Origin of the sequence: Okeania hirsuta (assembly GCF_003838195.1) — a bacterium.
GTDB lineage: Bacteria > Cyanobacteriota > Cyanobacteriia > Cyanobacteriales > Microcoleaceae > Okeania > Okeania hirsuta.
Genome location: NZ_RCBY01000053.1, coordinates 1 through 14,917 on the forward strand (window position 1 = coordinate 1; position 14,917 = coordinate 14,917).

The window sequence follows — 14,917 nt, forward strand, 5'->3', positions numbered from 1 at the left end:
AGGAGGAAAGAGGTAATAAAGAAGAACAACAGGAGAAGAAGGAGAAAGTTTTTTTATAACTAATTATCCGGACATGATATTATAATAAATTTTTTGTTTGTAGTTAGGCTTTAGCCCTTACAATACTTAGTATTATTGCTCAAGCAAAACTACAAAGTCCTATTATAACTGTTCTACCGAACATGGTATAATAACTCACCTTACAGGGGGTGCTTCAAATTGTTTGGTCTCAGACCAATTCCCATGCATTAATTCTATACTTAAGTAAAACTTCAGTTATTAAGTAATTAACACAGGCCGAATATTTTTTTTACTAATTTAAGCCAAGTTAATGTTAATTACTCTTATGTTTACTACTCCCCGATCTCCCACTCCCCTACTCAATAAAATCTAGAAAAGTTTTTGATAAATGGTATGATCAGACACGCCAATTCATGTCGTTGACTTATCCCCATCTACTTCTTCCTTCTTCCTTCTTCAAAGTTACTTAATTAGACTTAAATTCAAAACCATTCGCCTCAGCATAACGGTGTAAAAATCGCATGACTCTCTCAAAATTTTCCTCTGATTCTACTTCAAAAGAACATTCTACTTGAGAAAAATCACTTTCATCAGCAGACAAAAATTTAATCCCACTAGGAGCAACTTCAATATTTCCTTCCTCGTCTTTCAACCATAATTTATTTATTTTATTAGTGAAGGAACGAAAACTTTCCGTAGCTTGAAGACGGTCAAACATTAGTACAACTATTTTTGTGTCAGAGTTACGACGTTTTCTCAGACTAACTTCTGTAATTTTCTCATTCAATCCTTCAATAAATTCCACAGATACTGTCATTTTATTTCTCAAGCTGAATATTAATATTAAACAGTGATTATTTTACCAAAAAAAGTAGAAAGTGAGGAGTATAGCAGTCGAAGGAGAGATTATACCATTTCTCAAAAACTTTTCAACCCGTATCTTGAGTAGGAGACCCACCCCTACTGCTCCCAGGAGGGGAAGTAGATAGGGACATTGCATCCAACGTCTGTACAGAGAAGTAAACATACAGCAGATTCCACTTTAGTGAGATACATTCATGGCGGGCAAGATGCCCGCACTTGAATTCATTTCCTTGTTAATCTCTGTACTTCTTATGCAAGGAATCTGCTGTCTTTATCAAAATAATATGGGTCGCGCAACCCCACCTTTTAAGGCGCAATATTTTTGGATAGTTGCTCAAATCCCCTACTTCCGCTCCTGGGAGGGGTTAGGGGTGGGTTGACTTCTGAGTTCTGACTTCTGAGTTCTGACTTCCTTAAGCTCTGAGCAAGAAATCATCAGCACTCACAGATGCTTCATTGAGCAGTCTAGCAAATCTGCCACCACTACCAAATCCTGCTTCACTGCCATTTTGGTTGTAGAATAAGTTTCCGTTACCAGTGTTGTACACAATCAAAGCATTAGCAGTGGCCGCTTCTTGATTACTGCTAACTTCCTCAAACTCTGTTTCAATACTGGTAAGTGCAGTGAAAGTTCTTTGGTCTAGGAGAATCAAGTCTTGTCCGGGAACAAAATCTGTAATTCGATCTATTCCTAAATCTTCAGCAGTAAACTCCGCATTAGTGGCAAAAATAAAGCGGTCTATACTTGCTCCCCCAGTTAAAATGTCATTTCCACTACCACCATTTAAGCGATCGCGACCAGTACCACCTTCTATAATATCATTACCATTACCCCCAAGGAGATGATCGAAACCAGGACGGCCAATCAAAAGGTCATTGCCATCCCCACCAAGTATAAAGTCGTTACCCAAACCACCATTAAGAACATCATCGCCATCCCCACCATTCAAACGGTCGTCATCCTTTCCACCCAGGAGACTATCGTTGCCGTTGTTACCATTAAGGGTGTCGTTACCTCCTAGTCCACTTAATCTGTCGTTGCCCAAGTCACCATTGAGAATATCGTTATCATTAGTACCTTCTAGGTTGAGACCAGGAACTATATCGCCGTCATCAATATTAGAAATCTCTACATCATCTGGATCGATGCCATTGTAGTTATCATCCTCACTTTCAGCGGCTGCTAGTTCAATAGTATAGTCGATGTTCCCGTCGATTTCGTTGTCGGTTACTCCTGTCACAGTAACGGTTTGGGGTTCGTCCCAATTTTCTGAAGTAAAGGTGAGACTGTCAGTATCAACTATGCCTTCGGTTTCGTCGGAACTGCTAATGGCAATGGTAACGTCGGCGGTAGGTTGGCTATCGAGAACAACGGTAAATTCGACAGTGTCTCCTGTTTCAGAGGTGTTGAGATCCTCTGTAGAATTAACTGTAATTCCTGGGTGTACTTCAATACTATATTCAATTTCCAGAGTATCTAGAGCTTCATTTGCTATGAACTGATGAGCTGCTTCTGTAGGATGAATTATATCCCAGAATATGTATTCATCTGGATCAGGAACATCAACATCACAGGATTCTACTGAACCATCTTCTCCTAAAAAGGCATCTGGGCAAACAGCCAAAACGTTATCTGACCATATATCTGTTACATTGGTAAAACCAAACTGAGCGGGATTATCAACGAACCCATCTAAAATAGGGTTAAAATTGAATAAGGTAATAGTAGCTCCAGACAAAGATTGCTCTAACTCAGCGATCTTTGACTCCAGTTTTTGATTATGCTCATTAGCTAAATTATTAAATTCCTCAGATGTAGATGTATCTACCAATGCACCTACAGGTGTGAGTTCTAATGATGATGATAAGTTAGGGACCAGGAAGTTGCGAGCGCCTACATCATATAAAGCTTCAATACCATTGGTGATATTATTAACAGTTGTATCTGTATTAGCTGGTTCCTCCGGTGGCGGTACTATGCCTAATTGAGATATAGGCTCTACAAGATAATCATTGGAACCCACCCAAATAATATATAGTGCATCAGAGTTAGCAGACTGATTTGTTGCTAATAGAGGATCGATAAAACTCTCAAGTTGTTGTTCTAAACCTGGCAGACCATTAACATTGTTTTGGTTTCCACTCTGCGCTCCAGCTATAGCATAGTTGGCTCCATCTGGAAAGACAACACCAGTGGAAAAAGCTATAGGATTTATTTCTAAGTCTAAGGATGATGCTAGAGAATCTACCCAAACAGGTCCGTTAGAAAGTCTGCCCTCAAAAGATAGGGGGTTTTCTGGAATTTGTCCTTCTAGGATACTAAAAAAATTTCCTGTATCTGAAAGACTATCCCCAAAGACGAACATTTGGGAAAAATCCAGATTGGAATTATCAAAGTTTTCATCCTCAATATCATTCATTTATTTAACCTTGATTAGTATAATAAACAGGACTTACGCAGGGACACTAAATCCAGTGATGGCCTTAGCGGAGTTTGGCGCTAGCCAATACCATTTGCCCCTACATATGGCGTTTTTAAGGTTAATTTGCGTAAGTCCTCATAAATTTACTTTTTAAGGATAATTCAAGTTATCTAGGAATGTCAAACTTATATGTCAATGCTTTTATATTTAATCAGCAAACCCTAATTAAATGATTGAGAAATCGCTGAGGAATATCTACTCTACTCCCCCAATGAATATGAAGATAGGAAGCATGAAGTTGATAAAATTTCCAACCTTCAACAGTTGCTTTGCTCCGATTTTTATCCTCATCAATTCGCCACATTTTGTATAGAGGTATTGGGGGTGCTGCAGTTAATTCAGAACGATGAAATTCATGTCCATAAACTTGTGTATTTGCTGCTAATAAAGGAGTATCTATATTAGTAATTGCTTGCCGATATCCTAACTTTAAATTTTTACCCATTACTGCCGTAGTTGGTAAAATTCCTACCATCTCCCAAGACTTACTATTAAAGTCAATAATTGCCTGAGATAAATACATTAACCCACCACATTCAGCATAAGTTGGCATTCCAGAAATAATTGCTTTCTCAACAGCTTTTCTGATTAAAATATTTTCGCTTAACTGTTGAGCAAAAACTTCTGGAAATCCACCACCAAAATATAAACCTTTTACTCCCGCAGGTAAATTTTCATCCTTTAGGGGACTCCAAAATACTATTTTTGCTCCTAACTCTTCCAGAATATCTAGGTTGTCTTGATAATAGAAATTAAATGCGCGATCGCGAGCTACTCCTATCAAAAATTGCGACTTTTTTTTCTCAATATTCTTGACATTTGATAGTGGAAAATGTATTCTATTGTTAGGGAGAACTTGGCTAGATAAAAAGTGCTGAGACCCCTCATTATGATTTTTTAAAAGTGGTAGTAATTTCTCCCAATCAAAACAACTTTTTGCTAAGTCAGCTAAGTCATTAATTAAATTATCTAAATCTGGCATTTCATCGGTAGGAAGTAAACCCAAATGTCGGTCAGGAATAGTAATATTTTGATGTCGTCGTAGTACCCCAAGTACAGGTAAATTTATAAATTTAAGGGAATTTTGAAGTAACTGTAAATGGCGATCGCTCCCGACCCGGTTGAGTATCAAACCAGCAAAATTAATATTAGGGTCAAAAGAAATCAAACCATGAGCGATCGCTGCCACAGAACCTGATAACCGACTACAGTCAAGCACCAATAATACAGGTACATTCAGCAACCGAGAAATATGAGCAGTAGAAGCAAAATCAGGAAAACACCTACCACTTTCATCTTCTACCCCCCTTAAAAAGGGTGGACAGGGGGGAGCAAAACTTACCCCATCAAATAAACCCATCACCCCCTCAACCAAAGCAAAATCAACATCTTGAATATTTCGTGCAAAACATTGCTGCACATAAACCTCGGAAGTCAACACCGGGTCTAAATTCCGACAAGACTTACCCGTGACATACTGATGAAACATCGGGTCAATATAATCAGGTCCCACCTTAAATGATTGCACCTGCAAATTTTGCCACTTTAAATAAGACAGTAAAGCCAACGTAACAGTTGTTTTACCAACCCCACTACGTTCCCCCGCAACTATTAAACTCAATATTTCCCCCGTCTTTTTAACTCAAAAAATTGGGCATTGCTGAATTAAGATATGAAAGTAGGTTTATAGGGAACACTTAACTGGGAACAGGGAAAAGTTAATATTAACAAGTAGTTCAAACCATCCAAAATAAAAAATCCCAAATACAAAATTATCAAATCATACCCAGAATCAGCAACGCCAAAAATTGAAATCAGGAAACACCTTCCTCTTCATAAATTTCATGCTCTCGGTGAATAAAAACTTCTGCCAACGCCTGATAAGCTTCTGTCCAAGCAGATATAACTTCTGGCGTAGCTGCCTCTCCCAAAACATCCTGCATAGCTTGCAACATACATTCTCCCACCACTGGATATTGTTCCGGTAGTACATGAGTTTGCACATGGCGGTGAGCAATTTTTTCAACCATTGATTTTAGACCAGCCAAATTATCAATATGAGCAGCATAACTATAAACTGCAGTAGCTAACTTTGCAGGTTGAGATCCATCAGCTTGAGCAGACATATTAAACTGGGATTTGATTTCAGGATGATTTTCAAACATTATTTCATACATCCGAGTAGTAATTTGTTTTCCCTGTTTTTTCAGCACTGGTGCGGTAGATTTGACAATATTAATTGTTTGTTGACTGACCATATATATTGTTAATAATTTGATACCAAAATAATTTTACCTTTCGATAATTTGTTATGGAATTAAATCAACTTTTTCTTTATACATATAAAGTCAAAAAAAATAAGCAGGTAGGCGCGAATAAACGTCACTATGTAACGAAATGTTTATGCACCTCATATCCTTGAGATTGCTTCCTTCCATTCTGCTCCAATCGCAATGACGTAGTTGTAAATTTTCCCACCTACCTACTTATGGTGTTGCTGATTTGAGGTATGAAATTAAACTTTAGGTAAATTTTAAGCCAAAACAAGGCATTGCTTAGGGGTGGGATGAATATAAGTGGGGTGGGTATCCTGCCTGCCCAAAAATATCAGGAACGGGCAAATATCAGGAACGGGCAAGATGCCAATTCCACTTCCACAGTGCAAATTATATAAGACTTACGCACCTGCAACGTATTTTAGTCATTGCCATCGACAGGGTTTGCGTAGCAGTCCGGAACGGAAAGCAATCTCAAATCCTAGTTTTTCCTATCTCATAGGTAAGTCCTATATTTCTCCCTGTTGCCTGTTGCCAGATGAGTTGTTGCCTCTTTTCTGGAGATGTCTATCATAACCAAAACTAAATTTCACAGACATATTCGCTCCGTTGCTGAATCAACTTTGCTACTAAACCAGTCCAACCAGTCTGATGACTCGCCCCTAAACCCGCACCATTATCGCCGTGAAAATATTCATAAAACAAAATTAAATTTTGCCAGTGGGGGTCATTTTGGAATATTTCTGTGTCACCATAAACTGGAGATTTTCCATTTTCATCCTTGAGGAAAATTTTAATTAGTCTCGCTTCAATTTCTAATGATACTTCCCATAAATTCATCATCCGACCTGAACCTGTCGGACATTCCACTCGAAAATCTTCACCTAAATAATTATGAAATCTTTGCAGAGATTCTATCATTAAATAATTAATTGGAAACCAGATTGGACCCCGCCAATTAGAATTTCCTCCAAACATTTGACTGGTAGATTCGGCAGGTTCATAATCAACTCTATATTCTTCTCCATTCGCATTAAAAATATAGGGATTTTCGGCATGGAAATGAGATAAGGAACGAATACCATAATCGCTGAAAAATTCATTTTCATCTAACATTTTTTCGAGGATTATTCGTAGGCGTTCGGGACTAACAATTGCTAATAAACGTTCTGAGTCAATACCGCAAGCTTCCATACAAGCAATATTGGCGCTAAGGTCTATCCTATTTGCCATAAACCATTTTACCCGTTTCTGGAATTTAGGTAATTGTTGTAAAGTTTCTGAGTCAATAATTGCCACAGCAAATAATGGAATTAATCCTACTATTGAACGGATTTTTATATGTATATCTTCTTTATCTGGTTGGTGGAGAACATCATAATAAAAATTATCAGTTTCATCCCAGAGTTGAGTCCCATCTGAACCTAAATGATTCATGGCATCAACTATGTAGAGAAAATGCTCGAAAAATTTAGAAGCAATATCTTCGTATACTTCATTTTCTTTGGCAAGTTCCAGAGCAATAGTTAACATATCTAGACAGTACATTGCCATCCAACTTGTACCGTCTGATTGTTCAATATGACCTCCGGTTGGTAACTCTGAACTCCGGTCAAATACTCCAATATTATCTAAGCCTAAAAAGCCTCCTTCAAACACATTATTCCCCTCAACATCTTTCTGATTTACCCACCAAGTAAAATTAAGTAAAAGTTTTTGAAATACTCTTTCGAGAAACTTGCGATCGCTACGACCATAAAGTTCTTTTTCTATTTGATAAACTCGCCAAGTTGCCCAAGCATGAACGGGAGGATTTACATCACTAAAATTCCATTCATAAGCTGGTAATTGACCGTTGGGATGCATAAACCATTCTCTGGTTATTAGGTCTAATTGACGTTTAGCAAAATCAGGGTCAACTATTGCTAAAGGTACGGCATGAAATGCTAAATCCCAAACAGCATACCAAGGATATTCCCACTTATCAGGCATGGAAATTATATCGTCATTAAATAGATGAACCCACCCATAATTTCTAATATGTTTACGGTTTTCTGATACTGGCGGTTGGGTAGGGTCGCCTTTTAGCCATTCTTCGACAATATAATGATAATATTGTTTTGTCCAAAGTAGTCCGGCAAAGGCTTGACGCTGAATATTACGCCATTCATCCTTCATTTTACAAGGGGAAAGACGCTGATAAAATTCATTTGCTTCTTGAATTCTGGTTTGAAAAGTTTCTTCAAATTCTGTGTCTAAAGGCTGTTTAATTTCTGGGGAGTTAGCAAGTCTCAATTTAACAATTTTAGTTTCACCTGGTTCTAGTTCTAGACGATAATGTGGAGAAAATTTAGTTCCATACATCTCTGGATTAATGGCATTTTTTTGACCGTTAACTAGATAATTATTGATGCCGTCTTTGGTATAAAGAGAATCATTTTTTTCTCCAAATAAAGTTTGTTTATTAGTTTCATTTTCTGTGAAAAATAGTTCCATTGTCTGAGGAAAATAAAACCACCTTTTTCCTAAAGTTGGATGCTCTGCTTCAATCAAACCAGGATTAACTTTTTTGAGGAGAGGTTTTTGGGATTTATTATCCCAAGACCAAGTATTTCTAAACCAAAGAGTGGGCAATAAGTGTAACGTCTTAGTTTCTGAACCTCGATTATTTACTGTAATTTTAATTAAGATATCTTCTGTTGTTGCTTTAGCATATTCAACCAAAACATCAAAATAACGATTTTCTGCAAATATTCCTGTGTCGAGTAGTTCGTATTCTGAAGATTTGCGGTCGCGCTGTTGATTTTCTGCTACTAAGTCAGCATAAGGATAAGCACTTTGAGGATATTTATAAAGTGCCTTCATGTAACTATGACTGGGGGTATTATCTAAGTAAAAATAATATTCTTTAACATCTTCCCCATGATTTCCTTGACTTCCCGTTAAACCAAAAAGTCGTTCCTTGATAATAGGGTCTTCGCCATTCCAGAGAGCGATCGCAAAGCACAGTCGTTGATGATTATCTGAAATACCACAAATACCGTCTTCTCCCCATCGATAAGCACGAGAAAGAGATTGTTCGTGGGAAAAGTAATCCCAAGCAGAACCATCTTCACTATAGTCTTCTCGTACTGTTCCCCACTGTCTCTCGCTCAAGTATGGCCCCCAGCGTCTCCAGTATGCTTCATGGTTGAGGTCTGCTTCTAATCTTTGTTCTTCTTGAGTAAATAGGTTATTGTTTTGAGTATTCATGATAATTAATACTTCGGAACAGTTGAAAATATCAATTTATTATAATTTTCCTCAACTATCTGTAACACAATAACTATTTCTAAATCAGGGAATAGGGAACAGGGAACAGTGGTAAAAGCTTTTTCACGATCAACTCGATGAGCATTATCTTTTTCTTTACGGGTTTAATACCCCCCCATCTATACGATGTTTACAATTAGTTGGGTTATAAAACATGAACAGGACTTACGCACAGACATTAAATCTAATGAGGGCGAACGCCATTCGCCCCTACATATGGCGTTTTCAAGGTAAATTTGCTAATTCCTGATGAAGTGACTTATCGAGGACTATCCCCATCCATTTTTTCCTTCTCTCCTAGATAACTAAACACCTTCTTCCTTCTTCCTTCTCTCCTAGATAACTAAACACCTTCTTCCTTCTTCCTTCTTTTATCTATTGAGATTATTTTTTTCTTCCAGTTCTTTCACTTCTTTTTCTAGGAAAAAGTTGAGAAAAGTCCTAATTCCAGCAACTGCTGCTAACTTTCCAAGATCGCTCCAACTTGGAGAGATGGCAGTTCCTACTATATCAGCAGCTAACAGAAATTCTAAAGCTAGAACTAGGGAAATACCTAAGTCGAGTCTAATTCTTCCCTCTTGTGCAAAAAGCTGATTATTTTTCCGTCTGTGCCACATTTGTGCTAGTGCTTTTAGCACTGCAAAGGCAATAATAAAAACTGCAACTGCCTCAATAAAAATCTTCAGAATAAGGACAAACTCATCTAAAAAAATCTCAGCTAATTCTATTATATTTGTAGCTAGATAAAAATATATCATTGAAAATAGATTGAGTAGATTCATTTTCCAGTATAGCGATCGCGTATTTTTCTAGATAGCAAATTAACAAATTATATCAAATTCGGTTAAACAGTTATAGAATGGTTAAGTCTTTAGGAGTCAGGAGTCAGGAGTCAGAAGAATCACAAAGATGAGCGTAGTTATGACGATTGAATATTTTTTTATGTCCAATTCCCTCGGATTTGATCTTAAAACCCGGTGTTGGTGATTTGAGGTATGATATCAAATCCGGTTAAATACCCTCACAATCAATAGACATCTCCAGAAAAGAGGCAACAGCTCATCTGGCAACAGGCAACCCACCCCTCGCCCCTCCCCCTCCTGGGAGGGGAATAATTGATAATTTATGGATAATAATTGATTTTATTTTTGATTTTTACCAGATGTCTAATAGCTTAAAACCCTGATTATTACCTTATTGGATCTATATGCAATTAGGCGGATTTAATATGATATCATGTCCGGATAATTACTGATAGAACTCCGTTCCGCGCTCCGCGTTAACGTTTGCGGTAGCATTCCGTAAGGAAAGTTGTGCGCCAGCAAACAAAAAACTTTCTGCTTCTACTCCTCTTTCTTCTTCTTTCTTCCCTACTGACTCCTGACTCCTGACTCCTGACTCCTAAGTCATTAAGATTAATATCACTCACGCGCTTCAGCAACCTCTAAAACCCAATATCATCCAGAGCAACCTGAGCTGCTTCATATAATTCTTCATCAGACACATATCGCCAGTCTGTATCTCCAATTTCCTGATAAAAAGTCTGGTCATAAGCACGAGTTTGAATAACCACTGGCATCGGTACCGCATGACCTAATACCAAAGCTTGTTGTTTAGAATCCAACTTTGCTAAAACAGACCGTAAACTATGACCGCCAGAAACTCCTGTAAAAATAGAATCTATATCCTTATCATCATTTAATAGAGCTGTAATTCTTGTACCAATTTGAGACATAACTTCTGCATCTATCCCGGAAGGCCGCTGGTCTACTACCAATAAAGTTACAAAATATTTCCGCATTTCTCTAGCTATTGTTCCAAAAATAGTTGAACGTACTATTGCGGGGTCGAGAAAACGGTGAGCTTCCTCAATAGTTATAACTAATGGTTGAGGGCGATCGCTCGGATTTTTAGAACTCAAAAATTTATCAGCTTTCCGCACATAACTATTATGAATTCTGCGAGTAATCATATTAGCAGCTAACATATAAGAAAGCATATTTGATTGGGAACCAAATTCAATAATAACGTGTTTACCAGCATCCAAAGATTCTAAAATTTCTTCAATATAATTATTAGTATTTTTTGTCTGCATATATTTCAGATTATCCAGTCGCAATAACTTTCTTTGTAAAGACATTATTGAACCTTTGTGACCCCTTTTCTCATCACAAAATGTTTGGATATCTTCATTAGTCATTTCTAGCAATTGAGAAATCCAAGACTTACCAAATTCACTTCTGAGAATATTTGCACTATCAATACTTGCCTCAGATAAATTTAATTCCCGTTGCACCAACCCAATATCTTCTACCTCAATTTGGTTATAACTTAAATACAATTCTCGTGCATCTCGCACCCCTCTACGTTTAGTCGCTTCTGGGTCGAGAGTCCAAAGTTCCACTCGTTCTGGAAACAATTGTTTTAAACCTTTTACCGTATTAACTTGTTTTCCTTCCGCCATTGCTTCCCAACCATATTCAGAGTGCATATCAAAGATTAAATTTACAGCAGCTCCTTTACGAATAATCCCAGATAAAAGTAAACGAGTCAGAAAAGACTTACCTGTTCCTGACTTGCCAAAAATGCCATTACTCCGTTCTACAAATCTATCTAAATCTAAACAAACAGGTACATCCATATCAATAGGTTTACCCACAGCAAAATTGCGCCGACTCTGGTCATCTTCTCTACCAAAAACCAGACTAAAATCTCTCTCACTTGCGTCAAATACTTGGGAAAAATGACTAGGAATAGTTTTCACTGGCATTAATTTAATTTCAGCACTGGTTTGAGCTTCAAAAGATGCTAGATTTTCTATAGATTGAGATTTTTTGTTATTGCTATTATCGTTATTAGCATTGAAATATACTGGGGATTTTTCTGAAGAAATAATTAACATCAACATTGGTGCAAGTTCGATCGTGCCGTAAGTACTACCTCCAGCTAAAACAGATTGCAAAAAATCATCTGTAGGTAAAGGAGGATTAATCATTATTCGTTCGCTGGATGTTCCTAATAAAACATCAGTTAACATACAAAAAAAGTGGGCGCGTACTCCTTTTACGACCAAAAATTTACCAACCCGCATATCTTCTACTAATATGTCTGGATGTAGTCGTACTTCTAGTCCTTGACTGAGAGAACCTTGAATTACTGAACCTAATGGTTGTTCAAAATCCATATAAATTACTTAATTACTTGAGAATGCTATATCAAGTTATACCATTTTTATTAGCTATTGAGAGGAATTATATCAAGTAATTAAGTAATTTATATGGATTTTGAACAACCATTAGGTTCAGTAATTCAAGGTACTTCTAGTCCTTGACTGAGAGAACCTTGAATTACTGAACCTAATGGTTGTTCAAAATCCATATAAATTACTTAATTACTTGAGAATGCTATATCAAGTTATACCATTTTTATTAGCTATTGAGAGGAATTATATCAAGTCTGGTAGCATCGGTATTGTAAGGGTAAGGAAGAAGGAATAAAGAAGAAGGCTTTAGTTATCTAGAACAGAAGACTTAAAAGTTAGAAAAACTTAAATTTTCTGTAGATATTCACGCTAACTTTTACACAAAAGCAATTCTTATCTATCAATTTTCAATTATTTATCCCTGTTCCCTGTTTCCTGTTATTTATTTTCTGGAGATGTCTATTTGATAAATGACTCAGCATTGATGGTAGGTATTCCTGCACATAACTTTTCCGGCGTTATTGATTTGAGGTATGATATCATTCAGGATAAGAGGGCGAGCAAAAAACTTTCTCCTTCTACTCGGGGTTTCTGATTCTTTCTTCCCTCCTGACTCCTAACTTCCCCTCCTGGGAGGGACGTGGGGGTGGGTTGACTCCTAAGTAATTAGGATTAATATCATACACGTGCTTCAGCAACGCCACTTTTCCAAGTATTTTCACAAGGCAGTTCATTAGACATATGGTAAAAATCAAAAATCAAATCAATTATCACACATAAATTATCAATTCTTTCTCCCTACTGCCTACTTCCTACTGCCTATTCCCTCATTTGGTGGAGATGTCTATTTTTCAACAAAGCCATAATTAATTATTAGACATCTGGTGAAAAAGATATAAACTTTTTGCAAGAGTAGGGAACAGGGAACAGCGGTGCGACCCCCCGTTGGCGACACACGCATCTGGTAGCGCACTCCTGTGAGGGAACAGGGAACAGGGAATAGATTTTCACACCTAAGATACGAAAAATGATTTTGTAAGTTACTGTTACAACTCTAGCTTATTTTAAATAAAAAGCAAGTTTATTTTCTGGAGATATCGGCGTTGCTGATTTTAGCTATGATTTGTATTTTTTGGCGATTGCTAAACTATATTAATGACAAATATTTGAGATTCTTCAGTTTTTATTTTCATACCTTGATTCAGCAACGCCGAGATATCTATTAATTGTTGACCCTTCCATGATAAAATTCAAATTACTGACTCCTAATTTTTTAACTACCAAAACTTCATGTCTGACAAAACTTATGAATTAATTCTGCGAAACAGTCGCTTATTGCAACCAACTCAACAAACAGAAATAGTAGATATCGCCATTGATGACAGTAAAATTGTTGCTATTTCTAAGGATATTCCAGCTTTTGCCTACCAAGAACTCGATCTTCAGGGAAAATTAGTCAGTCCACCATTTGTAGAATCTCACATTCATCTAGATTCTGCTCTCACTGCCGGAGAACCACGCTGGAATCAAAGTGGTACATTATTTGAGGGTATAGAAATTTGGGGTGATCGTAAGCAAGAGTTGACACTAGAAGATGTGAAAAAACGTGCTATTGACACTCTTAAACTCCAAGCTAGACAAGGAGTATTATTTGTTAGAGCCCACATCGATGTTAGTGAACCAAAACTAACAGCATTACAAGCACTTTTAGAAGTAAAATAAATTGTCAAAGATTGGATGAATTTACAAATAGTTGCTTTTCCCCAAGATGGTATTTATAGTAAAGATGAAAACCTCTCACTTTTAGAAAAAGCTTTACAATTAGGAGTGGATGGTGTGGGTGGAATTCCTCATTATGAATTTACGAGGGAAGATGGGGTAAAATCTGTGCATAAAATCTTTGAATTGGCAGAAAAATATGACTGTTTTATCGATATTCATTGTGATGAAATAGATGACGACCAATCACGTTTTTTAGAAGTAGTTGCTGCTGATGCTATTAGAACAGGTTTAACTTCACAAGTGACTGCTAGTCATACTACTGCTTTTGGCTCTTATAATAATGCTTATGCTTTTAAATTAATGAGTTTATTAGAGAGGTCTAAAATTAATTTTATTGCTAATCCTTTAATTAATATTACTCTTCAAGGTCGTACTGATACTTATCCTAAAAGACGGGGTGTTACGCGAGTAAAAGAATTATGGCAACGAGGAATAAATGTTAGTTTTGGCCATGATTGTATACAAGATCCTTGGTATACTTTGGGTACTGGTAATATGTTGGATGTGGCTTATATGGGCGTACATATATGTCAAATGACTGGAATCAAAGAAATTGATGCTTGTTATCAAATGGTTACTTGGAATGGTGCGAAAACTTTAGGAGTAGAAGATGGGTATGGAATTAAAGTAGGAAATCCAGGCAATTTGATAGTTTTAGATGTGGATAGTTGTTTTAATGCAGTTAGGAAACGTGCTACTGTAAAATATGTATTTTGTCAGGCTAAATTATTGGCAGAGACTATTCCGAAAACAATTAAATTTACTTCTTTTACTTAAGGGAAATATTTTTGATTATACTGTAGTTATTGTGTAATGAAAAAAATCAAGAAATAGACTAGAAATTTTGTGGTAAAACTACTTAAAAAAATTGGATAATTGATGATAAATCATACATCTTTTATGATGAGAATTTCATGATTAACTCTCAAACCCTTTGTTTGTAAATTATTTAGCCTTTTTTAGAAAAAAAATGCAAT

Annotated in this window: 10 protein-coding genes; 2 read left to right on the forward strand and 8 right to left on the reverse strand. The window is 36.7% G+C overall.

What is annotated here, in order from left to right:
* Window positions 1-487: 487 nt before the first annotated feature.
* From psb28 to D5R40_RS35050, 8 genes are all read right to left on the reverse strand, one after another.
* Window positions 488-838: a photosystem II reaction center protein Psb28 gene (gene psb28, locus D5R40_RS11415; RefSeq protein WP_124147349.1), complete on the reverse strand. Its 351-nt coding sequence runs from the start codon at window positions 836-838 to the stop codon at window positions 488-490.
* A 460-nt stretch (window positions 839-1,298) separates the two neighbouring features.
* On the reverse strand, window positions 1,299-3,305 hold the full coding sequence (locus tag D5R40_RS39455; RefSeq protein WP_240041579.1) for an SGNH/GDSL hydrolase family protein: 2,007 nt from the start codon (window positions 3,303-3,305) through the stop codon (window positions 1,299-1,301).
* Between the two features lie 214 nt (window positions 3,306-3,519).
* The gene (locus tag D5R40_RS11425) at window positions 3,520-4,989 is read right to left on the reverse strand and encodes a cobyrinic acid a,c-diamide synthase CobB (protein ID WP_124154671.1); all 1,470 of its coding nucleotides are present in this window, start codon (window positions 4,987-4,989) and stop codon (window positions 3,520-3,522) included.
* Between the two features lie 193 nt (window positions 4,990-5,182).
* Window positions 5,183-5,626, reverse strand: coding sequence for a globin domain-containing protein (locus tag D5R40_RS11430; RefSeq protein WP_124147345.1), 444 nt, complete (start codon window positions 5,624-5,626; stop codon window positions 5,183-5,185).
* Window positions 5,627-6,226: 600 nt separating this feature from the next.
* Entirely contained in the window at window positions 6,227-8,896 is a 2,670-nt protein-coding gene (locus tag D5R40_RS11435) for an MGH1-like glycoside hydrolase domain-containing protein (RefSeq protein WP_124154672.1), read from the reverse strand.
* 431 nt (window positions 8,897-9,327) lie between these two features.
* Window positions 9,328-9,714, reverse strand: coding sequence for a DUF1622 domain-containing protein (locus D5R40_RS11440; RefSeq protein WP_124147343.1), 387 nt, complete (start codon window positions 9,712-9,714; stop codon window positions 9,328-9,330).
* A gap of 686 nt (window positions 9,715-10,400) precedes the next feature.
* Window positions 10,401-12,140 carry a helicase HerA domain-containing protein gene (locus D5R40_RS11445; protein WP_124147342.1) on the reverse strand — a complete coding sequence of 580 codons (1,740 nt, stop codon included), beginning with the start codon at window positions 12,138-12,140 and terminating at the stop codon, window positions 10,401-10,403.
* A 596-nt stretch (window positions 12,141-12,736) separates the two neighbouring features.
* On the reverse strand, window positions 12,737-12,880 hold the full coding sequence (locus tag D5R40_RS35050) for a hypothetical protein (protein WP_161564721.1): 144 nt from the start codon (window positions 12,878-12,880) through the stop codon (window positions 12,737-12,739).
* Window positions 12,881-13,448: 568 nt separating this feature from the next.
* Here D5R40_RS35050 and D5R40_RS41955 point away from each other — a divergent pair.
* Together D5R40_RS41955 and D5R40_RS41960 are read left to right on the forward strand one after the other, a co-directional pair.
* A complete protein-coding gene (locus D5R40_RS41955) occupies window positions 13,449-13,880 on the forward strand; it encodes an amidohydrolase family protein (RefSeq protein ID WP_338043262.1) in 432 nt (143 codons plus the stop codon).
* A 15-nt stretch (window positions 13,881-13,895) separates the two neighbouring features.
* Window positions 13,896-14,717: an amidohydrolase family protein gene (locus D5R40_RS41960; RefSeq protein ID WP_338043261.1), complete on the forward strand. Its 822-nt coding sequence runs from the start codon at window positions 13,896-13,898 to the stop codon at window positions 14,715-14,717.
* Window positions 14,718-14,917: the final 200 nt, after the last annotated feature.

What these genes read in the sequence shown, in the direction of transcription:
- D5R40_RS11435 (WP_124154672.1), bottom strand. Translation starts at nt 8,896, where the DNA reads ATGAATACTCAAAACAATAACCTATTTACTCAAGAAGAACAAAGATTA.
- psb28 (WP_124147349.1), bottom strand. Translation starts at nt 838, where the DNA reads ATGACAGTATCTGTGGAATTTATTGAAGGATTGAATGAGAAAATTACA.
- D5R40_RS41955 (WP_338043262.1), top strand. Translation starts at nt 13,449, where the DNA reads ATGTCTGACAAAACTTATGAATTAATTCTGCGAAACAGTCGCTTATTG.
- D5R40_RS11440 (WP_124147343.1), bottom strand. Translation starts at nt 9,714, where the DNA reads ATGATATATTTTTATCTAGCTACAAATATAATAGAATTAGCTGAGATT.
- D5R40_RS11445 (WP_124147342.1), bottom strand. Translation starts at nt 12,140, where the DNA reads ATGGATTTTGAACAACCATTAGGTTCAGTAATTCAAGGTTCTCTCAGT.
- D5R40_RS41960 (WP_338043261.1), top strand. Translation starts at nt 13,896, where the DNA reads ATGAATTTACAAATAGTTGCTTTTCCCCAAGATGGTATTTATAGTAAA.
- D5R40_RS39455 (WP_240041579.1), bottom strand. Translation starts at nt 3,305, where the DNA reads ATGAATGATATTGAGGATGAAAACTTTGATAATTCCAATCTGGATTTT.
- D5R40_RS11430 (WP_124147345.1), bottom strand. Translation starts at nt 5,626, where the DNA reads ATGGTCAGTCAACAAACAATTAATATTGTCAAATCTACCGCACCAGTG.